The organism is Bacteroides caccae, assembly GCF_002222615.2.
Classification (GTDB): Bacteria; Bacteroidota; Bacteroidia; order Bacteroidales; family Bacteroidaceae; genus Bacteroides; species Bacteroides caccae.
The window spans coordinates 2,655,332-2,680,366 of sequence record NZ_CP022412.2 but is presented as its reverse complement, the minus strand read 5'-3'; the positions used below and the strand labels follow the sequence as shown (position 1 = coordinate 2,680,366).

General features: G+C 39.9%; 30 protein-coding genes. 8 read left to right on the top strand and 22 right to left on the bottom strand.

Annotation, left to right across the window (positions count from 1 at the left end):
- Window positions 1-3: 3 nt before the first annotated feature.
- From CGC64_RS10555 to CGC64_RS10520, 9 genes are all read right to left on the bottom strand, one after another.
- A complete protein-coding gene (locus CGC64_RS10555; protein ID WP_005677920.1) occupies window positions 4-471 on the bottom strand; it encodes a hypothetical protein in 468 nt (155 codons plus the stop codon).
- Window positions 471-1,142 carry a lambda exonuclease family protein gene (locus CGC64_RS10550; RefSeq protein WP_005677919.1) on the bottom strand — a complete coding sequence of 224 codons (672 nt, stop codon included), beginning with the start codon at window positions 1,140-1,142 and terminating at the stop codon, window positions 471-473. Before CGC64_RS10550 ends, CGC64_RS10555 begins: the two co-directional genes overlap by 1 nt.
- Entirely contained in the window at window positions 1,142-1,909 is a 768-nt protein-coding gene (bet, locus tag CGC64_RS10545) for a phage recombination protein Bet (protein WP_005677918.1), read from the bottom strand. Before bet ends, CGC64_RS10550 begins: the two co-directional genes overlap by 1 nt.
- A 19-nt stretch (window positions 1,910-1,928) precedes the next feature.
- The gene (locus CGC64_RS10540; protein ID WP_005677917.1) at window positions 1,929-2,189 is read right to left on the bottom strand and encodes a hypothetical protein; all 261 of its coding nucleotides are present in this window, start codon (window positions 2,187-2,189) and stop codon (window positions 1,929-1,931) included.
- Window positions 2,182-2,361, bottom strand: coding sequence for a hypothetical protein (locus CGC64_RS18815; protein WP_005677916.1), 180 nt, complete (start codon window positions 2,359-2,361; stop codon window positions 2,182-2,184). Before CGC64_RS18815 ends, CGC64_RS10540 begins: the two co-directional genes overlap by 8 nt.
- Window positions 2,362-2,377: 16 nt before the next feature.
- Window positions 2,378-2,575 carry a hypothetical protein gene (locus CGC64_RS10535; protein WP_005677915.1) on the bottom strand — a complete coding sequence of 66 codons (198 nt, stop codon included), beginning with the start codon at window positions 2,573-2,575 and terminating at the stop codon, window positions 2,378-2,380.
- A gap of 269 nt (window positions 2,576-2,844) precedes the next feature.
- A complete protein-coding gene (locus tag CGC64_RS10530) occupies window positions 2,845-3,051 on the bottom strand; it encodes a hypothetical protein (protein ID WP_005677912.1) in 207 nt (68 codons plus the stop codon).
- Window positions 3,052-3,056: 5 nt separating this feature from the next.
- The gene (locus CGC64_RS10525; protein ID WP_005677911.1) at window positions 3,057-3,611 is read right to left on the bottom strand and encodes a response regulator transcription factor; all 555 of its coding nucleotides are present in this window, start codon (window positions 3,609-3,611) and stop codon (window positions 3,057-3,059) included.
- Window positions 3,612-3,614: 3 nt separating this feature from the next.
- A complete protein-coding gene (locus CGC64_RS10520) occupies window positions 3,615-3,878 on the bottom strand; it encodes a hypothetical protein (protein ID WP_005677910.1) in 264 nt (87 codons plus the stop codon).
- Between the two features lie 89 nt (window positions 3,879-3,967).
- Between CGC64_RS10520 and CGC64_RS10515 the strand changes: the two genes are divergently transcribed.
- From CGC64_RS10515 to xpt, 8 genes are all read left to right on the top strand, one after another.
- Window positions 3,968-4,525 carry a helix-turn-helix transcriptional regulator gene (locus tag CGC64_RS10515; protein WP_157448286.1) on the top strand — a complete coding sequence of 186 codons (558 nt, stop codon included), beginning with the start codon at window positions 3,968-3,970 and terminating at the stop codon, window positions 4,523-4,525.
- Complete coding sequence (locus CGC64_RS10510; protein ID WP_005677908.1) at window positions 4,522-4,779, top strand: hypothetical protein; 258 nt, start codon at window positions 4,522-4,524, stop codon at window positions 4,777-4,779. The genes CGC64_RS10515 and CGC64_RS10510 overlap by 4 nt, the downstream gene beginning before the upstream one ends.
- Before the next feature lie 192 nt (window positions 4,780-4,971).
- A complete protein-coding gene (locus CGC64_RS10505; RefSeq protein WP_005677907.1) occupies window positions 4,972-5,847 on the top strand; it encodes a DNA/RNA non-specific endonuclease in 876 nt (291 codons plus the stop codon).
- A gap of 230 nt (window positions 5,848-6,077) precedes the next feature.
- The gene (gene mltG, locus CGC64_RS10500; protein ID WP_005677906.1) at window positions 6,078-7,109 is read left to right on the top strand and encodes an endolytic transglycosylase MltG; all 1,032 of its coding nucleotides are present in this window, start codon (window positions 6,078-6,080) and stop codon (window positions 7,107-7,109) included.
- An 80-nt stretch (window positions 7,110-7,189) separates the two neighbouring features.
- Window positions 7,190-8,782, top strand: a complete 1,593-nt coding sequence (locus tag CGC64_RS10495; RefSeq protein WP_005677905.1) for a thiamine pyrophosphate-dependent enzyme — start codon at window positions 7,190-7,192, stop codon at window positions 8,780-8,782.
- 3 nt (window positions 8,783-8,785) lie between these two features.
- A complete protein-coding gene (locus CGC64_RS10490; protein ID WP_005677904.1) occupies window positions 8,786-9,367 on the top strand; it encodes an indolepyruvate oxidoreductase subunit beta in 582 nt (193 codons plus the stop codon).
- A 14-nt stretch (window positions 9,368-9,381) separates the two neighbouring features.
- Window positions 9,382-10,689, top strand: a complete 1,308-nt coding sequence (locus CGC64_RS10485) for a phenylacetate--CoA ligase (protein ID WP_005677903.1) — start codon at window positions 9,382-9,384, stop codon at window positions 10,687-10,689.
- A gap of 95 nt (window positions 10,690-10,784) precedes the next feature.
- Window positions 10,785-11,357, top strand: coding sequence for a xanthine phosphoribosyltransferase (xpt, locus tag CGC64_RS10480; protein WP_005677902.1), 573 nt, complete (start codon window positions 10,785-10,787; stop codon window positions 11,355-11,357).
- Here the strand turns inward: xpt and CGC64_RS10475 are convergent.
- From CGC64_RS10475 to cysD, 13 genes are all read right to left on the bottom strand, one after another.
- Window positions 11,344-12,120 (bottom strand): EFR1 family ferrodoxin, encoded by a 777-nt coding sequence (locus CGC64_RS10475; RefSeq protein ID WP_005677901.1) that lies wholly within the window; start codon window positions 12,118-12,120, stop codon window positions 11,344-11,346. The two genes, xpt and CGC64_RS10475, sit on opposite strands and share 14 nt — an antisense overlap.
- Before the next feature lie 358 nt (window positions 12,121-12,478).
- Complete coding sequence (rplT, locus tag CGC64_RS10470; RefSeq protein WP_004297540.1) at window positions 12,479-12,829, bottom strand: 50S ribosomal protein L20; 351 nt, start codon at window positions 12,827-12,829, stop codon at window positions 12,479-12,481.
- A 99-nt stretch (window positions 12,830-12,928) separates the two neighbouring features.
- On the bottom strand, window positions 12,929-13,126 hold the full coding sequence (gene rpmI / locus CGC64_RS10465) for a 50S ribosomal protein L35 (protein ID WP_004326827.1): 198 nt from the start codon (window positions 13,124-13,126) through the stop codon (window positions 12,929-12,931).
- Between the two features lie 68 nt (window positions 13,127-13,194).
- Window positions 13,195-13,797, bottom strand: coding sequence for a translation initiation factor IF-3 (infC, locus tag CGC64_RS10460; RefSeq protein ID WP_005677896.1), 603 nt, complete (start codon window positions 13,795-13,797; stop codon window positions 13,195-13,197).
- A 71-nt stretch (window positions 13,798-13,868) separates the two neighbouring features.
- Window positions 13,869-15,809, bottom strand: coding sequence for a threonine--tRNA ligase (gene thrS / locus CGC64_RS10455; RefSeq protein ID WP_005677895.1), 1,941 nt, complete (start codon window positions 15,807-15,809; stop codon window positions 13,869-13,871).
- 82 nt (window positions 15,810-15,891) lie between these two features.
- Entirely contained in the window at window positions 15,892-17,925 is a 2,034-nt protein-coding gene (locus CGC64_RS10450; RefSeq protein ID WP_005677894.1) for a tetratricopeptide repeat protein, read from the bottom strand.
- A 76-nt stretch (window positions 17,926-18,001) separates the two neighbouring features.
- On the bottom strand, window positions 18,002-18,556 hold the full coding sequence (gene def, locus CGC64_RS10445) for a peptide deformylase (RefSeq protein WP_005677893.1): 555 nt from the start codon (window positions 18,554-18,556) through the stop codon (window positions 18,002-18,004).
- A 44-nt stretch (window positions 18,557-18,600) separates the two neighbouring features.
- Window positions 18,601-19,017 (bottom strand): Holliday junction resolvase RuvX, encoded by a 417-nt coding sequence (ruvX, locus tag CGC64_RS10440; RefSeq protein ID WP_005677892.1) that lies wholly within the window; start codon window positions 19,015-19,017, stop codon window positions 18,601-18,603.
- A 74-nt stretch (window positions 19,018-19,091) separates the two neighbouring features.
- A complete protein-coding gene (locus CGC64_RS10435; protein ID WP_005677891.1) occupies window positions 19,092-20,234 on the bottom strand; it encodes an OmpA family protein in 1,143 nt (380 codons plus the stop codon).
- A gap of 317 nt (window positions 20,235-20,551) precedes the next feature.
- Window positions 20,552-21,520, bottom strand: a complete 969-nt coding sequence (locus CGC64_RS10430; RefSeq protein ID WP_005680643.1) for a PCMD domain-containing protein — start codon at window positions 21,518-21,520, stop codon at window positions 20,552-20,554.
- Window positions 21,521-21,538: 18 nt separating this feature from the next.
- A complete protein-coding gene (locus CGC64_RS10425) occupies window positions 21,539-22,645 on the bottom strand; it encodes a sulfotransferase family protein (RefSeq protein WP_005677888.1) in 1,107 nt (368 codons plus the stop codon).
- Between the two features lie 6 nt (window positions 22,646-22,651).
- Window positions 22,652-24,112 (bottom strand): sulfate adenylyltransferase subunit CysN, encoded by a 1,461-nt coding sequence (cysN, locus tag CGC64_RS10420; protein WP_005677887.1) that lies wholly within the window; start codon window positions 24,110-24,112, stop codon window positions 22,652-22,654.
- A 12-nt stretch (window positions 24,113-24,124) separates the two neighbouring features.
- On the bottom strand, window positions 24,125-25,033 hold the full coding sequence (gene cysD, locus CGC64_RS10415; RefSeq protein WP_005677885.1) for a sulfate adenylyltransferase subunit CysD: 909 nt from the start codon (window positions 25,031-25,033) through the stop codon (window positions 24,125-24,127).
- Window positions 25,034-25,035 lie beyond the last annotated feature (2 nt).

The window sequence follows — 25,035 nt, the reverse complement described above, 5'->3', positions numbered from 1 at the left end:
GCTCTACATTTTTAAGTTTCTACTAAATTTGTCAGCTATGCGTTCTATGGTATCTGCATTTTCTTCGGAAAGCCATTCTTTAGCGACATTCCAAGCTATACTTTTAGATGCTTTGAAATTGTCAATGCGTGTAGAATGATGCGACAAACGCCCTTCGGTAGGCTTCAATCCTCTGTCGTGAAGTTCGCATAAGCCATTGTGAAAGAACGAACAATAATCATCGCCCGATGCAATTTGGATCATAGGAACTGGGAAATTAATAACTCCCATTATCATTCCGGCTCCCCAAAGAGTGGGGAGTAACCGGTCTGAATAACCTGCATCTATTAATTTTTCAATATCCTGCGGAGTTCCTAAACATGGAGTATGGCATTGCATTTTACATAATGAACATTTACATTCACATGGCTTTCTACCTGTCTTTCGTATAATTCGCTGGAGTTGAGTCTCTTTTATTAACAGGTCATTCATTATTCTATATCAGCTATTTGGTTAATAATGTCGTCCGCCATTCTAATACGATTCTCCATTTCTGCAAAGACCCTTTCATCAGGTAGTATGTGTACAATATGAATAGGATCTATTTGAAAAGGATTATAAACTACAAAATCAGTACCTTGAGCTCCGGTGCACATCATGTGAGCACAACATTGGTAGAAGTATTTAGGATTCATTTCTAACAATGAGTCATTGTCATGAACATCAGATTTGTATCTCATAAATTTGCCTTGATCAAGACATTTGATTTCCAAACATAATTTGATTTGGCTATCTTCATCATAAAAGAAACCATCAGGACTACTTGCGAAATTAGGAATAGTAGGATGTTTACATGAACCGACTTCTATAATATGCAAGCCAGTTTTTTTAGCATAAAGATTACGAGCATATTCCTCTTGCTCATTACCCCACTGCATTGCTTTGGAGTTTACATTTACTTGTTGCAAGTATATCTCGAATGTATAATCATCATTTATAATATCGGGATCCATAAATCTTTCACCTGCAATTTGATAAATATAAGTTTTGGCGGCATCTGAAAAGCAGCCATTACGACCACTCTTCATTAATACTCCGCATTCACTTCCTGTGATACATCCTAATCTTTTTCTGTACCATTCAATTGTATGTTGTGCTTCCATTATAATAATGTTTTTTGAGCCGGTTTGTCATTCGTGTTATTTTGAGGCTGATTTACTGGTTGCTCCGTTTTTGGTTGTTCTTCTACTCCTGCATTCTTAAGAGCAATTTCCGCAAGTTTGTTGGCTTTAGATTCTTTGTCTGTGACATCTTCATATTCAGCAAACTTAACTTCTTGTTCTTCTTGCGTGTACATTGCACCAAGTTGGGCTGGAAAAGCTTCACGTAATGCTTGGACTTTAGCAATCTTGGAAATCATGGTGGATTTTTTTTCATTCCATATAGATTGCTTTTTGTCGTATTCGGCAAGATTGACTTTCGCTATAATCGGAAATCTGCGGTCAGACCGGTAAACTTCGCACCACCCACCTACAAGTATATCAGTCTTTTCATTATAAAAACAGCCTTCCACCTCTACAATTTTGTTGTCTCTAATAATAATGATACCCGCCTTGAAACCTTCATATTTTTCACTAGCGTCAGCACGTTTAAAAAATGCTTCCTTGCTAACAATCATCTGTGCCGGCTGTTGTCCGAATTTAACAAGAAATGCTTCGTTCAGGAATGGATTAAGCTGGTTAAATTTACAAATACTAATAAACTGAACAATATCTTGATCGGATACCTGTCCGTTACCTTTAGTTAGATAGTTACGTACAATATCAAAAGATAATGCCACGTCGTTACCTGCAACTTGATAAATAGTTTTGCCTTTACCAAATATTGCCAATGCATCATTTTCCTGTTTTGTTAATTTGTTTTCCTCCATTGCTCAAATATTTTAAAGTTTAACAATATCTCGCCAACCCTTGCATTATGCAAAGGTCAGTTCTCTCTTCTTCTAAGCTTTTTTCTGTATATCCTGATGAAATGCCTGAAGCATGCAATTTTAACCTATTGTTGATTTCTTTTTTGACATCGGATATATCTTCCTTTATAAGCTGGATTATTTCTTCTTTCGGTGAATATCCATATTCAGGAAGATATTCAAGGTTACTATATTCCACCTTTTTTAACTCAGATTCTAATTGCTGTAATTCATCATTCATGGAATTCTGATTTGAAAGTTTCATACGTGATACCGATAGCATCAAGTATTTCTCTTAATCTTCTGTTTTCTTTTTCCTTATTTTCAAGAAGACATTGTTCATACATAATTTTATATGTAAGTGAAGCTAAGTCTTCATGACTCATTGATAGTAATTCTTCTTTTGTTTTCATTGCTCTTATGTACACTTTATATGTACTTTACTTTTAGTTTCACATCTATCGGTTTATCTTTCATAGAAGAGAAAGCATTGAGTATTTTGTCTTTCGTCAATCTGATCGGAATGTCTATAATCCTCTTATCTACAATTGTAAGAGGAAGTTTTCTTCCGCTATATGTTATCAGAATAATTTCTTGAATTATATACGGAGATTTACTCGTCTTCATGCTCGAATCTTTTATTGTGTTTTTCGATATACACCGAGAGATATCCGAAAATTCCCAATGAAATCCAAAAGGAAATATTATATGGATTTTCCGCAAGTACCACTATCGCTATAAATGACAGAACCCAAAGTGTTAAAACTGCATCTTTTTTCATAACTAATTGATTATCTTTTAATTACTATGTAAAACTACTTTATTTTTTACTTTAAAACAAATAATTGACTTGTAAAATATTTGTCTTTAACTTGATATAACTTTTTGATTATCAGTTATTTTAAAGTTGCATTTTTTATAACATCATAGGCATTGCAATACCATCTACCATTTTGTCGATTAGGAGGTATTTTTTCTGCACGAATATCACCAGACCCCACTAATCTGAATAACCGACCTCTCCCCCCAACTATATCAGCCGCTTCTCGCTGTCCGAAGGTTTTGTCATTTAGTACAATTTTCAAAACGTCCTCATTAATCATATTGTCTAATCTTTAAAAAGGTTGTTCTTGTGCGCGTATTGAATAAATTCTGATTTCTCATGAATACCAAGTTTGATATATACAGACTTGATATGATTCTTTACAGTATGAGGAGAAAGGTAAAGTTTGTCTGCTATCTCTTCGTTATTAGCTCCTTGGTATACCATTTGCATCACTCTCATTTCTGCATCTGATATACGGCTGTAAAATTGTGGACAGCATATAATACCTTCGTACTTACATTCTCCACGCATAGGACATTTTACGCGTTCGAAGTTGAATCCTCCCTTTTTATCAATATCACGACTTGTGTTATCCAATTCTCCAAAATTACATTTGCAAAAACGTCTAACTATAAGGTACTGGAAGTATGGAATGTTTTGAGAACTCTTTTTATAACATTCCATCAATGAATTATAAGCATCCGAGTAACATTCACGTATACGATCTAATATACTTTTTATTAATCCTATATCTTTATCTGTTACAGGTTTATTGCTTCCGTCAGGGAACAAACACCAAAGTTCATCTTCAAATATGTAGAACTCTAAATCTTTCATTGCTTAATCATTTTGTTTAGACCATAATTCTTCGGGAGGTATCCCTGTTATTTCGGAAAGTATTGAAACATGAGAGGGCTTATTAGGTTTCATACCATAAATAACCCAGTTTCTAACAGCAGTGAAAGATACTCCAGTCCGTTTCATTATCTCGTTGATAAATTCTGTTTTGGGATGAGTAGATTCCGGTAGATTTTGATAATAACCTTTTAAGGTCATTTTATGACCTTCATTAGGAAAAACTCTTGTTTTTAATTCATCTTTCATTATCTTTGCAGTGTTATATAATTAATAGTAATGCAAATATATCCATTTTATGGATAAAAAGGATGTTTATACGCTTAAATATCCTTAAAATGGATAATAATTTTATTCGTATGGATAAAGAGCAAGAAAGCAGGCTGAAGCAGTTCAGGATTTACATGAATATGACGCAACAGCAAATGGCTGATTTACTGAATGTTGGTCAGAATACTTATTCAAGAATAGAAAATGGTATCACAGCTTTCAAAGATGTATACAAGAAAATAATAGAGGATAAGTATCACTTGACAACAGGATGGCTATCTGGTGCCGATGTACCTATGTTAAAAAAATACGATGCTGTGGCCGGTATTATAGGGAAAAGTATTCCTGAAAGTAACAGAGACCAATTAAAAGAGCAGATATTGGAAGAACTTGTAACACAAAGGCTAGAGGGTAAAAATGAATCTATTTCTATGAGTCGAGAGGTGTTTGAGCAAATATCAAGATTGACAGAAACGGTGTTGTCTCAACAAAAAACAATTGAATCTATGCAAGAGCAAAATAGAAAATTTCTTGTCCAGCAGAGGGAGGATGTAAGATGTGCTCATGTAAGTGGGTCGGATATTTCAACAAACGACATAAAGAACCAAAATATAAATAAGGAATGAAAATATCAGAAGAGGGGATAGCTATAAGTCAACGTTTCTTTAAAGCAATAGCAATATTAAAGGAGCAAAAAAAGATTAGAGGATTACAGACTTTCACAAGAAAGCACAATCTGAATCGTTGGAACGTAAACCAAGTTAAATTCTATCCAAATAGAAGCGTATTAAAACCCGAATGGATTGTTTACTTACACGAAGATTATAATATATCTGTTGAGTGGATCATACTTGGAAAAGGTAATATGTTTGATGAGTAAATGTTCAAAAACTTATCCTTAACATTAATTCATTTCAAGTTAACTATTTTATTATCAAACCGTTATTCTATATTTTGGAGAGACATTCGTAACGCGTAGGTCGCCAGTTCAAGTCTGGCTAGCGGCTCTTGATAATAAAGCGTTAACTATCATCATAGTTAACGCTTTTTTCATAATATTGAACTGCATCTGATGAAACGAAATCAAAACAGGAAATTATTCAAAAAGAAATCACGTTCTAATTATAAATTAGGATGTATTATCGCTATTGTTATACTTATACCTGTTCTTTATGGTGTCTATTTGTATTGCCAACAGTTTAATACCCAAACGCAAAAAAGCAACGAACCACAAGTTAATACATCTTCTCAAATTCCTTCCGGCAGAAATTTGGAGATCCCTGTCTCATTAGCTCCCAAACAAGAGCAAATCATTCGACATACAGGATATACCGTTTCTTATAATAAAGATTTAAAACTTCCGAATTGGGTATCCTATGAACTTACCCGACAAGAAACCAAAGGAAAAGAAAAAAGAAGTAACCGTTTCATTGCCGATCCATTAGCAATAGGGACTATTGCAACAAATGCGGATTATACACGTTCAGGATATGATAAAGGACACATGGCGCCGGCTGCAGATATGAAATGGAGTCCGAAAGCGATGAAAGAGTCGTTCTATTTTAGCAATATGTGCCCACAACATCCGCAATTAAATAGAAGAGGCTGGAAAAATCTGGAAGAAAAGATCCGGGACTGGGCTATTGCAGACAGCGCTGTCATCGTTATTTGCGGACCTATCATAGAAAGAGAATCGAAAACAATCGGAAAAAATAAAGTTGCAGTACCCCAACAGTTTTTCAAAGTAGTCCTCTCTCCCTTTGTCAAACCCATGCGAGCCATTGGTTTCTTATTCAATAATGAACAAGCAACAGATCCTCTTCACTCATATGTAGTTACCATAGACAGTATCGAACGACTTACACACATGGATTTCTTTGCAACTCTACCTGATGAAATTGAAAACAAAATAGAAGCCGAAGCCAATTATCACCAGTGGCCGAATTAACTATCTGTTTGGTAAACAGCAAGTAACCCATATATCTTTTCTTATTAGTTCCACATGTGGCACTAATAAGAAATTGCAATTCAACCAAAACAATCTGCCGATCCGGCTCTTTAAATATAAAGAAAAACTAAATAAATTCTATTCCTTTTCAGCGATTCATCACAGAAAGAAATCACTCCTATCCAAATTCTTCCTATCTTTGGCACAGCAAAAAAATAACGTCTCATAAGATGAAGAAAAGAAAGATTTTATTGACAATTCTGGTCGGAGCCATTTTCCTATGCGCCATTGCAGGAGGCACTGTTTATTACTATCTGTTTGCTCCTCAGTTCCACCCCTCCAGAACCGTGTATATTTATGTAGATCGGGACGACACGGCCGACTCCATATTTAATAAAATAAAACGTTCAGGACATATAAAGAACTTCACCGGCTTCTATTGGATGTCTAAATACAAGAATTTCAATCAGAATATACATACCGGACGCTATGCTATTCGCCCGAATGACAATGTATACCATGTGTATAGCCGTTTCTCCAGAGGCTATCAAGAGCCTATGAATCTCACTATTGGAAGTGTACGGACTATAGACCGCCTTGCACGGAGTATAGGTAAACAGCTTATGATAGATTCTATCGAAATAGCTCGTCAACTATTCGACTCTACCTTTCAGTCCAAATTGGGATATGACAGTAAAACGATTCCATGTCTTTTTATTCCGGAAACTTACCAGGTATATTGGGATATGAGCGTAGACGATTTTTTTCAGCGCATGCAAAAAGAGCATGAACGCTTCTGGAATAACGAACGGCTAGCTCGGGCTACGGCAATCGGAATGACTCCGGAAGAAGTCTGCACACTCGCTTCAATCGTAGAAGAAGAGACCAATAATAATGAAGAAAAACCGTTGGTAGCAGGTCTCTATATCAACCGTTTACAAAAAGATATGCCTCTACAGGCAGATCCTACCATAAAATTCGCCTTGCAAGATTTCGCCTTAAGACGTATCACTAACGAGAATCTTAAAGTAAATTCACCGTATAATACTTATACAAATACCGGATTACCCCCCGGTCCCATCCGCATTCCTACTAAAAAAGGAATAGACAGCGTATTAAACTATACAAAACATAACTATATATATATGTGCGCGAAAGAAGATTTCTCAGGAACTCATAATTTTGCCTCCAATTATGCCGACCACATGGCAAATGCAAGAAAATACTGGAAAGCACTGAATGAAAGAAAGATTTTCAAGTAATTCTGTGATAAAACGAACTGAAAAGGCTATCTTTGCGCGATATAATAACAAACTGTGATCAACACTAATAAAAGAAATATATGAGCAAGCAACTCTTACTTGGCGACGAAGCCATTGCACAAGCTGCATTGGATGCCGGACTTTCAGGTGTTTACGCCTACCCCGGTACTCCTTCAACTGAGATTACGGAATATATTCAAATGGCCCCTATAACGACCGAACAGAATATACACAACCGTTGGTGTACCAATGAAAAAACAGCTATGGAAGCTGCGTTGGGTATGTCTTTCGTTGGTAAACGGGCATTAGTTTGTATGAAGCACGTAGGTATGAACGTAGCTGCCGACTGTTTTGTCAACTCTGCTATTACAGGCGTGAAAGGCGGACTGATTGTAGTAGCAGCCGACGACCCAAGCATGCATTCTTCTCAGAACGAACAAGATAGCCGTTTTTATGGGGACTTCTCCCTTATACCGATGTATGAGCCCAGCAACCAGCAGGAAGCATACGATATGGTATATGACGGATTTGAATTTTCAGAGAAACTAGGCGAACCGGTTTTAATGCGTATGGTAACCCGCTTGGCGCACTCTCGCTCCGGAGTAGAGCGCAAAGAACAAAAACCACAGAACGGTATATCTTTCAGTGACGATCCCCGTCAATTTATCTTATTACCGGGAAACGCACGCAAACGTTATAAAGTTCTGCTCGCACGCCAGGATGAATTCATCAAAGCTTCCGAAGAATCACCTTACAATAAATACACAGACGGCCCTAACAAGAAATTAGGAATCATCGCCTGTGGCATCGGTTACAATTACTTAATGGAGAATTATCCTGAAGGCTGTGAGTACCCTGTACTTAAAATTGGTCAGTACCCATTACCTAAAAAACAAATCCTTCAGTTGGTTGAATCTTGCGACGAGATTCTTGTTCTGGAAGACGGACAGCCGTTTGTAGAAAAACAGTTGAAAGGTTATCTGGGTATTGGAATTAAAGTAAAAGGACGCTTGGACGGCACATTGTCTCAGGACGGAGAACTGAATCCTGACTCCGTAGCACGTGCAGTAGGAAAAGAAAATAAATCAGAATTCGGCATTCCTTCTGTTGTAGAAATGCGCCCGCCCGCACTTTGCGAAGGTTGCGGACATCGCGATATGTACATCACATTAACCGAAGTTCTCAAAGAAGAATACCCGTCTCACAAAGTATTCAGCGATATCGGCTGCTATACATTAGGGGCTAATGCACCATTCAATGCGATTAATTCATGTGTAGACATGGGGGCATCCATTACTATGGCGAAAGGTGCTGCCGACGGAGGACTCTATCCGGCTGTAGCTGTAATCGGAGACTCTACATTCACTCATTCAGGAATGACGGGATTATTGGACTGCGTGAATGAAAATGCCAATGTCACGATTGTCATCTCTGACAATGAAACAACCGCTATGACAGGCGGCCAGGATTCCGCCGGAACCGGACGTATCGAAGCGATATGTGCAGGTCTCGGAGTAGATCCGGCTCATATCCGTGTAGTGGTTCCATTGAAAAAGAATTATGAAGAAATGAAACGTATCATACGTGAAGAAATCGAATATCGTGGTGTATCCGTCATTATTCCACGTAGAGAGTGTATCCAGACATTAGCACGCAAAAAAAGAAGTAAGTAAGCCATGAAAAAAGATATTATATTATCAGGAGTAGGTGGACAGGGTATTCTGTCTATCGCTACAGTAATCGGCAAGGCCGCCTTAAAAGAGGGTCTGTACATGAAACAGGCAGAAGTACACGGAATGAGTCAGCGCGGTGGAGATGTTCAATCCAATCTCCGTATTAGCGACCAACCGATTGCTTCGGATTTAATTCCTTCCGGAAAATGTGATCTCATCATTTCACTGGAGCCAATGGAAGGGTTGCGTTATCTCCCCTATCTCAGCCCCGAAGGCTGGTTGGTTACCAATGAAACTCCGTTTGTCAACATTCCCAATTATCCGGAGGAAGATAAAGTAATGGCAGAAATCAACAAACTGCCACATAAGATTGTGTTGAACGTTGACAAAGTAGCCAAAGAAGTAGGTTCCGCCCGCGTTGCCAACATTGTCTTACTGGGAGCAACAATTCCATTCCTCGGCATTGATTACGAGAAAGTGCAAGACAGCATTCGTGAAATCTTTCTGCGCAAAGGAGAAGCAATTGTAGAAATGAATCTTAAAGCATTGGCTGCCGGCAAGGAAATTGCAGAAAAACTAATGTAATAATTGTCACTACCATGAATACACAGTACTGGGAAGAAGAAATAGAAACCATGAGCCGCGAGAAGTTGCAGGAACTGCAACTTCAACGGCTCAAGAAAACAATCAACATAGCCGCTAACGCACCTTATTATAAGGAAGTTTTTAGCAAGCATAACATTACTGCTGACAATATACAGTCCTTGGATGATATCCGTAAAATTCCTTTTACTACAAAAGCAGATATGCGCGCTAACTATCCTTTTGGGTTAGTAGCCGGTGATATGCAGAATGACGGTGTACGTATCCACTCTTCCAGTGGTACAACCGGAAATCCAACCGTCATTGTTCATTCACAGCACGATCTTGATTCGTGGGCTAATTTGGTAGCCCGCTGTCTATATACCGTAGGAATTCGTAAAACAGATGTCTTCCAAAACAGTTCAGGATATGGTATGTTCACAGGCGGACTAGGTTTCCAATATGGCGCCGAACGACTCGGATGTCTAACAGTCCCTGCGGCAGCCGGAAATAGCAAACGCCAGATCAAGTTCATCAACGACTTCAAGACTACTGCCCTGCATGCAATCCCCAGCTATGCAATCCGCTTGGCTGAAGTCTTTCAAGAAGAAGGACTCGACCCCAAGGGAACAACATTGAAAACACTCGTTATCGGCGCCGAACCCCACACTGATGAACAGCGTCGTAAAATAGAACGAATGTTAGGTGTGAAAGCATACAACAGTTTCGGCATGACAGAGATGAACGGTCCCGGTGTCGCTTTCGAATGCCAGGAACAAAACGGAATGCACTTTTGGGAAGATTGCTACCTGGTAGAAATCATTGACCCCGAAACCTGCGAGCCTGTCCCTGAAGGAGAAATCGGCGAACTGGTACTTACAACCCTTGATCGTGAGATGATGCCGTTAATTCGCTATCGCACACGGGATTTAACGCGGATTCTTCCCGGCAAGTGTCCGTGCGGCCGTACACACATTCGTATCGACCGTATCAAAGGACGTAGTGACGATATGTTTATCATTAAGGGAGTTAATATCTTCCCGATGCAAGTCGAGAAAATTCTGGTACGGTTCCCCGAATTAGGTAGCAATTATCTGATTACGCTTGAAACCGTAAACAATCAGGATGAAATGATTGTCGAAGTTGAACTAAGTGATCTTTCGACAGATAACTATATAGAACTGGAAAAAATCCGCAAGGATATTACCCGTCAGTTGAAAGACGAAATACTAGTGACGCCCAAAGTGAAACTAGTGAAAAAAGGCTCCCTTCCGCAAAGTGAAGGAAAAGCCGTCCGGGTGAAAGACTTAAGAGACAATAAGTAACTATTTAAACTGTATATGTGCTAATATACCACTACCGCTTTCTTTATCATGCGGAATGGAATATTAGCACATTATTAATTAACATCATATATAGTATGCAATTACTTAAAAAAAGAATCCTGCAAGACGGAAAATGCTACGAAGGAGGTATCCTTAAAGTAGACGGTTTCATCAATCATCAAATGGACCCCGTCCTGATGAAATCAATCGGGGTTGAGTTTGTCCGCCGTTTTGCAGCTACAAACGTAAATAAAATCATGACAATTGAAGCCAGCGGTATCGCCCCAGCTATTATGACAGGTTATCTAATGGACTTGCCAGTCGTGTTTGCCAAGAAGAAATCACCCAAAACAATCCAGAATGCATTAAGCACAATTGTACATTCATTCACTAAAGACCGTGATTATGAAGTCGTTATCAGTTCTGATTTTCTCACTCCCGATGACAATGTTCTCTTCGTAGATGACTTCCTCGCATACGGGAACGCCGCATTGGGTATTCTCGACCTCATCAAACAATCCGGAGCAAATCTAGTAGGAATGGGCTTTATTATCGAAAAAGCCTTTCAAAACGGCCGTAAAGTACTGGAAGAACAAGGCGTTAGAGTAGAAAGCCTGGCTATCATCGAGGACTTGTCAAACTGTTGCATTAAAATCAAAGACGAATAGATTTATCAGGGTTGAAATATTGCCCTTTGTTTCTCGTTCTTTTCCCATATTGCACCGCTTGCTGAGGGCAAACGTGATAACACGCCAAGCAAGAGGTGCAATTCTTTCCCCAAACAGGTCTCCCCTTCTGAAGTTTCACATTATCTACCGGACAAACCTTCTCGCAACGCTTACATGAGATACAACTATCTGTTGCATAAAAATGTTTAGGAGACATTTGAAAACGATTAAACAAAGGATTTATAATTCTCGTTTTTAGAAAAGGCAGGCTTCCTTCGTGACAAGAAAAAATCTTCTCTCTCCTGCTTATCAATGCATTTATTTCAGTAAGCCGTGGAACTGCATTTGCCAACTTAATCCTCTCCAACTCCTTAGTATCCACATCAAAACCGGGAAGCAACACATAATTATTGGGCATAGTAACAGAAAAACCGGCATGACACAGCAACCCCTTATCATTCAACGCTTTCACCAACACTTGTTGAGTAAGTCCCGTATCATCCCCACAAGAACAAACAAAAAACAAATACTGATTCTGGTATTCTTTCAAAGAAATTCGATTGATAAAGCGCAGTACAATTTCAGGAGGAGCCCATGAGTAAATCGGAAACACAAAACCAATCTTTTCATCTTTCTGCAAATCGAACTCCAGCGCCTCATTTTTCAACGCCTCAGGGATAAAGACCAAATCTTCATTTTGTCCTTTAGAGAGCTGATTTGCAATCCATTCAGAGTTACCTGTACCGGAGAAATAAAATATCATAGGAGAGTATATAAAAAAGCCGTACCGACGATGTGATGAAACTCTGATAGAACAAGATTTGAGTGCCCGTCCCCTTTGTAATCCACCGGCTTAAAGCTGTCCCGAAGGATGTGGCCCGCCATTGAAGATCGAAGCTTTCTCGGTATATCAGATTAATTTGAAGAGTTTCCCGATCCAGTCGATACGGCTAATATTTTTGTATCACAAATATAATAAGAATCCCGGAGAATAGCAAGAAAAAAAAGGATTTTGTTTGCCTACTAACATTTTTTTCATTCCCTTTTATCTGCCTAACAAAAGAAAAATGTCAGTTACCGGTTAAGTAACTGACATTTTGTAAATCATAAACTGTTGAAACTTAAGCAGCTTTTGCTTTTGCAACTACAGCTTTGAAAGCTTCCGGGTGATTCATCGCTAAATCAGCCAAAACCTTACGGTTTATTTCGATACCGGCTTTGTGCAGACCGCCCATCAATTTAGAATAAGACATTCCTTCAAGACGTGCAGCAGCGTTGATACGTTGTATCCAAAGAGCGCGGAAGTTTCTTTTCTTATTTCTACGGTCACGGAACGCGTAAGTCAAACCCTTTTCCCAAGTGTTTTTAGCTACGGTCCATACATTCTTTCTTGCACCAAAGTAACCTCTGGTCAATTTCAAAATTTTCTTTCTTCTTGCTTTTGAAGCAACATGATTTACTGATCTTGGCATAGTTTTACTGTTTTTGAATGTTAGCGCCGCTACTTCACGCAGCGAACTTCAAGCTAATGCATTCGGTTAATACTTTAATAATACTTTGTACGCTTTTGATTACTTCATTGCTAAGAGTTCCTTAACCTGGCTTACATTTGTTGTATCAACAGTTGTAGAGTAGCACAGATTTCTTTTTCTCTTTTTGGTTTTCTTAGTCAAAATGTGACTGTGAAAAGCGTGCTTTCTTTTGATTTTACCTGTTCCGGTAAGGGTAAACCTTTTTTTAGAACCGGAGTTAGTCTTCATCTTTGGCATCTTACTTGTTTTTAAATTATTAAATATATAATGGTAACGCACTATACCTGCGCGTTACGCACCTTTTCTTATTCCGCGTCCGTTTTCGGCATTTCCGCTTTCTGTGCAGGAGCAGCAGGTTTCGCAACAACAGGCTTTTTCGGAGCTTCTTTCTTTTTCGGTGAAAGCTGAATAGTCATACGCTTTCCTTCGAGTACCGGCATTTGATCTACTTTCGCATAATCTTCCAAGTCATTGGCAAAACGAAGTAGCAAAACTTCACCTTGTTCCTTAAAAAGAATAGAACGGCCCTTAAAGAACACGTATGCTTTTACCTTATCTCCGTCTTCCAAAAATCCCTTGGCATGCTTCAACTTGAAGTTATAATCATGGTCATCTGTCTGAGGTCCGAAACGGATTTCCTTTACATTGACCTTCACCTGCTTCGCTTTCTGTTCCTTCTGACGTTTCTTTAACTGATAAAGAAATTTAGAATAATCAATAACACGACAAACAGGGGGTTGAGCATTAGGAGAAATTTCCACTAAATCCAACTCTTTCTCTTCAGCCAGTTTCAAGGCCTGAAAGATAGGATATACTTTTGGTTCAATATCGTCGCCCACAATGCGGACTTCTTTGGCACGAATCTGTTCGTTGATTCTGTATTGCCCTTTTAGAGTGTCATTCTTCATTAAAAACGTTTACTTCCTAGTTTGATCTTTTTATTGTTCTACTAAATATTTATCATGAAACGGCTGCAAAGTTACCATTTATTTATCATATTCTGAACTTCTTCGTTCAAAATTTTAGCAAATTCTTCAAATTTCATGGTTCCCTTGTCACCTTCGCCCTGTCTACGAACAGAAACTTCTCCGTTTTCTGCTTCTTTTTCGCCTACAATCAGCATATAAGGGATGCGTTTCATCTCATTATCACGGATCTTACGCCCGATTTTCTCATTACGATCATCTACAATCGCGCGAATCTCGTGTGTTTTCAAATACATCTTTACCTGCTCTGCATAATCGTTGAACTTTTCACTAATCGGCAGAATAACTACCTGTTCAGGAGTCAGCCACAACGGGAACTTACCGGCAGTATGCTCAATCAATACAGCAACGAAACGTTCCATAGAGCCAAACGGAGCGCGATGAATCATAACCGGACGGTGCTTCTGGTTATCAGAACCCATATATTCCAGTTCGAAGCGTTCCGGCAAGTTATAATCTACCTGAATAGTCCCTAACTGCCAACGACGCCCAATCGCATCTTTTACCATAAAGTCGAGCTTAGGGCCATAGAAAGCAGCTTCACCATATTCAATCTTGGCAGGTAATCCTTTTTCTTCACAAGCTTCAATAATAGCTTGTTCCGCCTTCTCCCAATTATCATCGCTACCGATATATTTCTCACGGTTCACTTTATCACGCAGTGATATCTGAGCTTCAAAATTCTGGAAGTTCATAGAACGGAATACAATAGAGATAATATCCATCACACGGAGGAATTCATCTTTCACCTGGTCCGGACGGCAGAAAATATGCGCATCATCCTGTGTAAAACTACGCACACGAGTCAATCCATGCAACTCACCACTCTGCTCATAACGGCAAACAGTACCAAATTCAGCAATACGCAACGGAAGATCCTTGTAAGAGCGCGGGAAGTTCTTATAAATCTCGCAGTGATGCGGGCAGTTCATCGGTTTCAGGAAATATTCCTCACCTTCTTCCGGAGTATGGATAGGCTGGAATGCATCCTTACCATATTTAGCATAGTGGCCGGATGTCACATACAATAGCTTATTACCAATCGGTGGAGTTATTACTTCCTGATAGTCATAACGAGTCTGAATGCGACGTAAGAAATCTTGCAGACGCAAACGCAATGCAGTACCCTTCGGGAGCCACATCGGGAGCCCCTTACCTACCGTTTCAGAGAACATGAACAATTGCATTTCCTTACCAATCTTACGGTGGTCGCGTTTCTTGGCTTCTTCCAGTAATGCCAGATACTCATCCAGCATTTTCTTTTTCGGGAATGTGATGCCATAAATACGAGTTAGCATCTTACGGTCTTCATGTCCACGCCAATAAGCACCCGCTACCGAAGTCAACTTGATAGCCTTAATCGGAGCAGTCGTCATCAAGTGAGGGCCACGGCAAAGGTCAGTAAATGCACCTTGTGTATAAGTAGTGATATGACCGTCTTCCAATTCGGAAATCAATTCACATTTATATGTTTCGCCACGGTCGCCAAACATTTTCAAAGCATCCGTTTTTGCAATGCTTTTTCTAACAACCGCCTCTTTCTTTGCAGACAGTTCTAACATTTTAGCTTCAATAGCAGGAAGATCGCTTTCCTTAATCACCGCTTCTCCCGGATCCACATCATAGTAGAATCCATTTTCGATAGCCGGTCCGATACCGAACTGGATGCCCGGATAAAGTTCCTGTAATGCTTCGGCCAACAAGTGAGCACTTGTGTGCCAGAATGCATGTTTACCTTCTTCATCATCCCATTTATAAAGTACAAAATCAGCATCTTCATTAATAGGACGTCCTAAATCATAAGTCTCGCCGTTCACGCCACATGCCAGTACATCCTGTGCCAAGCGCGAGCTGATACTTTCAGCAATCTGTAAACCGTTTACTCCTTCGTTGTACTCACGAACAGAGCCATCGGGAAATGTTATCTTTATCATAATATGATTATGTTATATTTTCACAATTTGAACGCAAAAGTAACTAAATCTTTTGAGTTTTCTATTTTTTATCAAAAAAATGTTATTCCGTTTGATCTGTAAAACGTTTGATTACATTATAAGCGGAAACGATACCCAATTCTCCGGCTTTGCTCAAATCAGAAATACCCAGTTTATTATTACCCAAGAAGATATGAGTAAGTCCGCGGTTGAAATAAGCGTCAGCAAAATCAGGATTCAGTTCAATAGCCTTATTATAATCTGCAATAGCCGACCGATAATCCTTCAGCATGGCAGACACATTGGCACGATTATAATATGCATAAACAAAATCCGGAGCAAGATTAATCACCTTATCCAAATCTTTTCTTACCACCTCATAATCTACCGCAGTTATCTCTTTACGTGCATTATCACCAGGAACATCTGTATCGGCAGTTTGTTCAGCCTTCTGATATTCCAACTGCTTGCAACGGATAAGCGCACGCATAAAATATGCAGGGAAGAAATCACCGTCCAACAAGATTGTCTGTGTCAAATCGGAAACTGCACTTGAGAAATCCTGTACCAAATAAAAATCAATTGCACGGGCAAAACGTTTTGAAGCATTCTTCTCATCATCCACGATAGCTGATGTATGCGTATCAATCAAAGCAAAATGGAATTTCACTTGTTCTTCTGTCAACGGAGCTTCCATATTCGTAATACGAAGACGCTTTGGAAGTACACCCGAGCGATTCAGCTCTTCCACATATTTGTGGAAATTCACCGACCGTTTCACATCACTCATCTTCTCATAATAAGTCAAAGCGAACATAGGCTCCAGTGTAATATTCACATTCTTATCCTGCACACGTCCACGATAATCACTTGTATAGCGCTGTTCAGCTTCAGAATCATCAGCTATCACTATCTTCCGATAGTTATTCATATTCTTATCTGATTTCTTACGGGTTCTATCTTTATCATCCCCTTCACTGTCCTGATCCGGATTCTGGTTTTGGGCTACATCTTTATTCGTCACTCCGTTCTGTTTATCCAGTTGAGCCTTCAAGAGTTTAAATTCATCCTGTTCAGCACCCTTCCGGTCCCCTATTTTCTTTCGGGCTTCAGCACGCTGATAATATCCGGCAAGGAAATTCGGGTGTTGGTTGATAACAGTTGAATAATCCTGTATAGCTCCACGATAATCTCCCGTCTGTGCACGAAGCAGACCACGATTAAAGATTGCCATCATATTATCCGGCTCCATTTTTATAACAAAGTCGAAATCTTCAATAGCACGGTTATCATCTCCTACCCTTGCACGCAACAAACCACGGTTATAGTGCCCGATAAAATTATTCGGATCAATATCCAATGCCAAGTCATAATCGCTCATGGCTCCCCTCAGGTTATTCTGATGAAATCTGGCCAATGCGCGATTAATATAATTCCCAGCATTCTTAGCACTCAAATGAATAGCACGATCGAAATCAGATTCCGCTTCCCCGTATTTTGACTGTTGCAACTTGACGATCGCTCTTGCTGCCCATGCGTCCGGATCGTATTTATCCAGTTCAAGAGCTTTATTGAAATCATTCAATGCGGCAATAGTGTCTTTTTGCTGTAAAGAGACCTCTCCTCTCATCAGGTAAGCGCGAGTATAACGCGGAGATACTTTCAGCAAATTCTCCAAATCTTCTTTTGCCGAATCATAATCTTTCTTCTGAATATGTGATAATGTCAGATTATGCCACAAAGTAATGTTCTCCGGATCATAATGCAGCGCTTTCTGATAGTCTTCAATAGCACCGTCAAATTTACTCTGCCGGATTCTCGCCAGACCACGAATCTGATAAGCACCAACCACAAACGGATTACGTTGAATAGCCGCGTCACAATCCGCTTCCGCTCCCTGAAAATCTTCCAGATTCAGCTTGGCCAGTGCTCTGAAGAAATAAGGTTCATACAGATAAGGCTTAGCATTAATCACCTGGTTAAAGTACTGGATAGAAAGTACATAGTCCTCAAAATAAAGAGCGTTCCGGGCTATGGTCATCACCCGGTCCGTATTTATCTGAGCACACACCAATATGGGGAACAGCATTAAAACTGTTAGTATTTTTTTAATCATCGACATTTTATACTTGTAAACGAAGCAAAAATAATGCTTTTCGCTTACTTAACAGGGATATAAACGTTTTTTATCTTTATTTCACCTGTTTCATCTTATAGGAACTACGTGCTTTCCCTTTCAACATCGTATTCAATTTACCTTTTATCATTTGTTTACGAAGTGCAGAGATATGGTCGATAAACATTTTACCGTCCAAATGGTCGAATTCATGTTGCATCACACGTGCCAGATAACCTTCCACTTCTTCTTCATGCTCCACAAAATCCTCGTCCATATATTTCACACGAATTTTATTTCCTCTTTTCACGGTCTCATGAATACCGGGAAGACTCAGGCAACCTTCTTCCATACTCACTTCCTCACCTCCTATTTCCAAAATATGAGGATTAATATAAGCTTTATTAAAACCTTTAAATTCCGGATAATCTTCTGAAAGAGGGTCCAATGTAATCGTAACCACACGAATGGGCAAACCGATCTGCGGAGCAGCCAATCCTACGCCATCGGCATGCACCATTGTTTCAAACATGTTCGCTATCAATTCTTTCAGATTCGGATAATCCGGGGTAATGTCCTCTGCCACCTTTCTCAATACAGGCTGGCCATATACATAAATAGGTAAAATCATATTTTTATACTCTACTAAAAATTAAGTTATTCTATGTTCTTCTACTAAAAACGTTTACTCTCCAAATATGTTTGCAAAATAATAGTCGCACTTATTTCATCCACCAACGCTTTATTCTGGCGATCTTTTTTCTTCAGCCCTGCTTCCTGCATTGTGCGATGCGCCAGAACCGATGTGAAACGTTCATCCACATATTCAACCGGAATATCCGGGAAGCGTTTTTTCAATGAACGAACAAAGGGTTCTATGTTTTTCATATTTTCCGAAACCTCATTGTTCATTTGCCTGGGTAAACCGACAATGATCCGTTCTACCGGCTCTTTTGCGATATAATCACCGATAAAATTCAGAAGTTCATGCGTCGGCACTGTTGTCAGGCCATTGGCAATCAACTGCATCGTATCGCTGACAGCTATCCCCGTACGCTTTCTTCCATAATCTATTGCTACTATCCTGCTCATGGGGCACAAAAATACAAAAAAAGACGCTTCCTATGAAAGGAAACGTCTCTTTTATTCTATTATTTAGATGTATATTATTCTTCAACAATAGCTACACGGCTCAGTTTAGCGTCATCATAGAACATATTGCCTACGCCACCCTTGTAGTCAACCTTCAACTGAGAAGCAGGAACTCCGAATTCGTTAACCATCAGGTCGCGAACAGCTTCAGCTCTCTTCTTACTCAACTTCATGTTGTATTCAGCAGAACCAGTACCCTTGTCAGCATATCCTGTTACAGTAAATGTCTTGTCAGGATTAGCCTTGATACCCTTAGCCATAGCTTCGATATTCATGTATTCTCTCTTGCTGATATTGCTCTTTCCGATGTTGAATACAACAACAAGACGTGGAACAAATCCGCCTTCTTTCTTAACGATAACTTCCGGTTTCTTGTTACGTGCTTCAACCAAGTCACGTTTCAGAGATTCGTTTTCACCTTTCAAAGCATTTACTCTGTCTCTCATGTCATTCAACTGGCTTTCCGGAACCATTGGTACAGTAGGAACAGCATTCCAGCCGCGTTTCTTGAACTTATAAGTAACACCTACTGTCACGCCACCCATTCCTTCTTTGCTAGCGCCACCAAATGCATTTTTCATCAAAAGGCCACGCAATTCTACATTAAGGTCTAAAGCAGGAGACAAGCGGAAACGGTTGATCAAACCGGCATTTATACCCAAATTCTTCTCACGAGGTTCTGACCATGACACAGCCAAACCAGCTCCTACATAAGGAATAAATGAATAAATACGATCTTCATTGTATCCGCACAACATGTTAGAAAGGTTGAACAGAACATCACCATGGAAATTAGCCATATTCCATTTCTGTTTGTAATATCCGTTAGAATATGTACCACCTTTTGCATACCTAGCGTCAGCAGAAGGAGCTGCCCCCTTAGCTTGAAGACCATTGTATGCAAGACGCAATCCGATTCCCGGAGTAAACCACTTACCTACGGCAATATCAAGTGCCGGAGCAAGACGTTTTCCGAAATCAGCTTTACCGTCATTGTCGCCAAAATACATTTGTGCGCCAATACCACCACTAATAAACCAGTTAGCACCGAAGCGATTTGTTTCTACGGTATAGCTCTTCGCTGCATTTTCTTTTTCCTGAGCAGGCAGACATACAGAGGCCGCTGCCAATAAAATAAACAATAAACCCTTTTTCATCTCAATTTATTTTAGTAAATAATATATTTCTATATTTTGTCTTACAGGAAATCAACCGACTCCCAAACGTCTCATGCCTGACAAAGAGACAATAAGCAACTTCCTTTTCTTGAAATTTAATGCAAATATAGATATTTAATATAACACAAGCAAAAAAACGCGTAAAAAATCATTCCCACACAAAAAAATAAGGAATGATAAAAGTGTTATATAACTCCGAAAGAAGACGAAAGGCATTTATTACCAAAGAATTAAAACAAAAAAAAATAGCCGGCGATAATTGCATCACCAGCTATTTTATTTCTTTAATATTATATCTAATAAACCAGTTTCACATTATCAACCCATAATGAATTACCCGGCGAACCGATATAAGCTCCTCCATGACTGGACGTAAACTGTATATATATATGTGTAGGCACATCATCTTCATTTCCCCAGGCAACTTCATGAATAGGAACGCTTTCCCCTTTACTGTTTACCGTATAGTTTTCGGTAACTTGTAATCGCATCATATGCGCTTTATATTCAGGGCGCCCTGTAATATCACCATACATAATCTCATACGAAGCATTATTTTTCCAGTCGGTAGAATGATAATAATAAGTCACCATAGTCCCTATCCGTTTGGCATAAACATTTCCGTTCGCATCTTCCCAACGTTTTTGCAAAAACAGAATAGCTGCCGGATAATCTTTTCCGGGCACATCCGTAATCTTACTGAAACCGGTAGCACGGATACGATTCTCCCTGTCCGACATCTTCACTTTATAATCAAATTGAAGTGCCACCGGTTTTTTAGTAAACGGCACGCCACATTGCAACATCTTCTGCGGATTCTTAGTACCCTTAATAGGTTCATGCACCGTCCCTGTAAAAATAGAACCTGCCGCCAACACAGTGATATTAACAAGCCCCAACACTTTCACACTTTCCATGCGTGTATCCAGACGTGCACAATACCCTTCTCCCCTTTTTTCCGGGAAAACAGACGTATTTGTTTTTGTAATTCCCGCTACCTTTGCCATTACATTCGAAGTACCCCACGGTGAACCACCCATGTTTTTATAAACCTGATCTCCTTGAATTACAGCCGTCGGTGCAATCTCATACACATTCTTCGTATTTCCTCCGATAATTCCCGATTCCTTTATCTGCCGGTCTACCCATTGGTCCATATCTCCAAAAGGAAACATTTCCACTTTATGCTGTGCCAGCAAAGACAAGGAAGAAATAAATGCGACAAAAGTTGTCACCACCAGGCGATGAACGATTTTCTGAATCATTAATACCTTTCCTTTCTTTTATAAATTATAATCCCATTGTTTCAAAGCAAAACCCCAGTTTTCTTCTACCAATCGAATTGTCCGGTCATCATATTTATATTTATTCTTTTTATATCCTTTCTTACCGCCGACATATTTTTCAATATCTCCACGCGCTTCGGCAAATCCGGGAATAGAGAGTGACTTATAAATATCCTCCGTCATTCCCATTGCATCGGCTTCGAAATCCTCAAACTTCACTTCCCTCAGATTACCCTCAGGAATAAACTGCTTGTCCGATTCATATTTATGATAGAGTTTCGCATAGATAGAAAGGATATTTTCCTCTAATTGTTCATTTCCGATATCCTGCAATTTTAACGGTTGGATCGTATTTGTAAAGAAACTGCGTGTAGATTCAAATACCGTATACGGATTGCGCATCAGATAAATAAACTTAGCATTCGGGAACATTTTCACCAGTTCCCTCACTCTACCGGTATGAGGCGGATTCTTGCTAAGGAATTGCGTACCATGAGTATTCCACAAAGAAACCTTTATCAACTTCGTAAATACTTCTTCAAACACCTTCAACTCCGCATCCGAGATATTGTCAAACAACAGATACTTGTCAGCATATTCCTGTTGATATTTCGGCAAGAACCAAAAATTATAATAAGTATAAGGCATCATGTTTGCCAGTGCAAATTCTTCTTCCTGCGGCAGGTCTACTGCCAGCTCCATGTTGTCCGTCGGACGTTTATCCGGCATCAGCCAACTCATATTCTTCTTGAAGAAAGGCTGTCCCCACATCATCAAATGAGGAAACACGGTCTGATAGGTCGTATTATAGCCAAAATGCTTATCACAGGAGAATACATTATGCACAAAAGTAGTTCCGCTCCGCCAGTGCCCCAAAATAAACACCGGATCATGCTCCAGCGGTTGATTCGCCAACAACTTCTCATAACGTTTGTCCTGCAATGAGGCCAATGGAGAAAGCAATCGGCATACAGCCTTTGTCAATCGGTACTTACCCTTATAGGCTGCATCAATTTCACGACCGGCAGTAATTGCTTTAAAAGTTTTCCAGTCGGCACCTACCAATGTATTGATCGGAAGTTTATTAAATTCGAGTAATCCCATACTTTCTTATTTTATTATTTTCACGGCAAAACCCTGGCGTTCCAGTTCTTTCACCGCCTTTTCTACTGCTTCATAATGTTCGGGGGCGATTCCCAACTTCGACAGATCCAATACAGGAATATCATCCGTATTGCTCATATCCTTCATTTCCACCCGATCGATAATCATACCTACCGCAGAAGTATTGTTGGTAATCGGGTCGATCAGGATAAATGAGCCACATGATTTATTCTTCTTATAAGGATCAAAGAATAACTCTTTCGCGGTTGTCAGCACCACGCAGGCAATCTGATTCAATTGCAAAGGCAGAGTCTCTTTTGTCAACTGTCCATTGTCCGGCGACAGATGTTCCATTGTGTTCACATCCACCTTATACTTAATCGTATCAATGCGCGTACGACTCAGATTTGTTGTCTGTTTGATAAAGAACGATTTATTTATATCCATTGGCTCCTCATCCATCCATACCAACATTGCTTCAAAGTTACGGTCAACAATCGGCAAGTTATCGGGATGTACCAGCATTTCACCACGGGATACATCAATTTCATCTTCCAGTGTCAGTGTAACCGACTGTGGAGGGAAAGCATAGTCCAACTCACCGTCATAAGTCACGATACTCTTCACTTTGGACGTCTTTCCTGAAGGCAACGCCATTACTGTATCCCCCTTACGAACAATACCCGAAGCCACCTTACCACAAAAACCTCTAAAATCCAAATTCGGACGCAGCACATACTGCACCGGGAAACGAAAATCCTCCAAATTATGGTCATTGTCAATATGAACAGTTTCAAGGAAATCAAGTAAAGAAGTCCCCTTGTACCACGGAGTACGCTCCGACTTATCCACTACATTATCACCGTCCAATGCGGAAAGCGGAATACAGTTTACATCAGGGATTCCCAGTGGAGATACAAATTTCTTATACTCCGCAACAATCTCATTGAAACGCTCTTCCGAAAAATCCACCAAGTCCATTTTATTGACCGCCAATACCACATGTTTGATACCCAGTAAAGACACCAGGAAAGTATGGCGGCGAGTCTGTGTAATCACTCCTGTGCGTGCATCCACCAGAATAATTGCCAGATTTGCCGTAGAGCCGCCGGTAATCATATTACGGGTGTACTGCTCATGTCCCGGAGTGTCCGCAATGATAAATTTACGTCCATTGGTGGAGAAGTAGCGATAAGCCACATCAATTGTAATACCTTGTTCGCGTTCAGCCTTCAATCCATCGAGCAGCAATGCATAGTCGATATGCTCACCTGCATTTCCTACACGTTTACTGTCGCGTTCCAGCGCATCCAACTGGTCCTCATACAATTTCTTGCTGTCAAACAGCAAGCGACCGATCAATGTCGATTTTCCATCATCCACCGAACCGGCTGTCAACAGCCTCAGCAAGTCTTTCTGTTCATCTTTATCCAGAAAAGCCTTTATATCTAATTTATTATCTGCCATCACTAATTACAATTAAAAGTATCCTTCACGTTTCTTCTGTTCCATACTCGCGTCCTGATCAAAGTCAATCACACGAGTCGTCCGTTCACTCTTGGTAGTAGTCATCATCTCCTCCACGATTTCTTCAATCGTAGCGGCACCACTTTCCACAGCACCCGTCAGCGGCCAACAACCTAATGTACGGAAGCGAACCATCTTCATTTCAATCCGGTCGCGATATTTTTCCGGCAGACGATCATCATCCGCCATTATCAGGTTGCCATCCATTTGCACCACCGGACGTTCTTTCGCATAATATAACGGAACAATCGGAATATTCTCCAAACGGATATACTGCCATATATCCAATTCCGTCCAGTTGCTCAATGGGAACACACGGATACTTTCTCCTTTATGTACGCGGGCATTATAAATATCCCACAATTCCGGACGTTGATTTTTCGGGTCCCACTGGTGAAACTTATCCCGGAAAGAGAAGATACGTTCTTTCGCACGCGATTTTTCCTCATCACGGCGTGCACCGCCAAAAGCAGCGTCAAACTTATACTTATCCAGTGCATGAAGCAACGCCTGTGTTTTCATCAAGTCCGTATGCACTTTACTTCCATGTGTAAAAGGTCCTACCCCTGCATGAAAAGCCTCCATATTACTTTCTACGATCAGGTTCCATCCATATTTCTTCGCATACTCATCACGGAACTGAATCATCTCCTTGAATTTCCATTTCGAATCAATATGCATCAACGGGAATGGTACTTTACCCGGATAAAACGCTTTTTCAGCCAAGCGTACCATTACAGAAGAATCCTTTCCAATACTATAAAGCATCACCGGATTCTCAAATTCCGCCGCCACTTCGCGGATGATATGAATAGACTCGGCTTCGAGTTCTTTCAAGTGGCTTAATTTATATTCTTCCATTA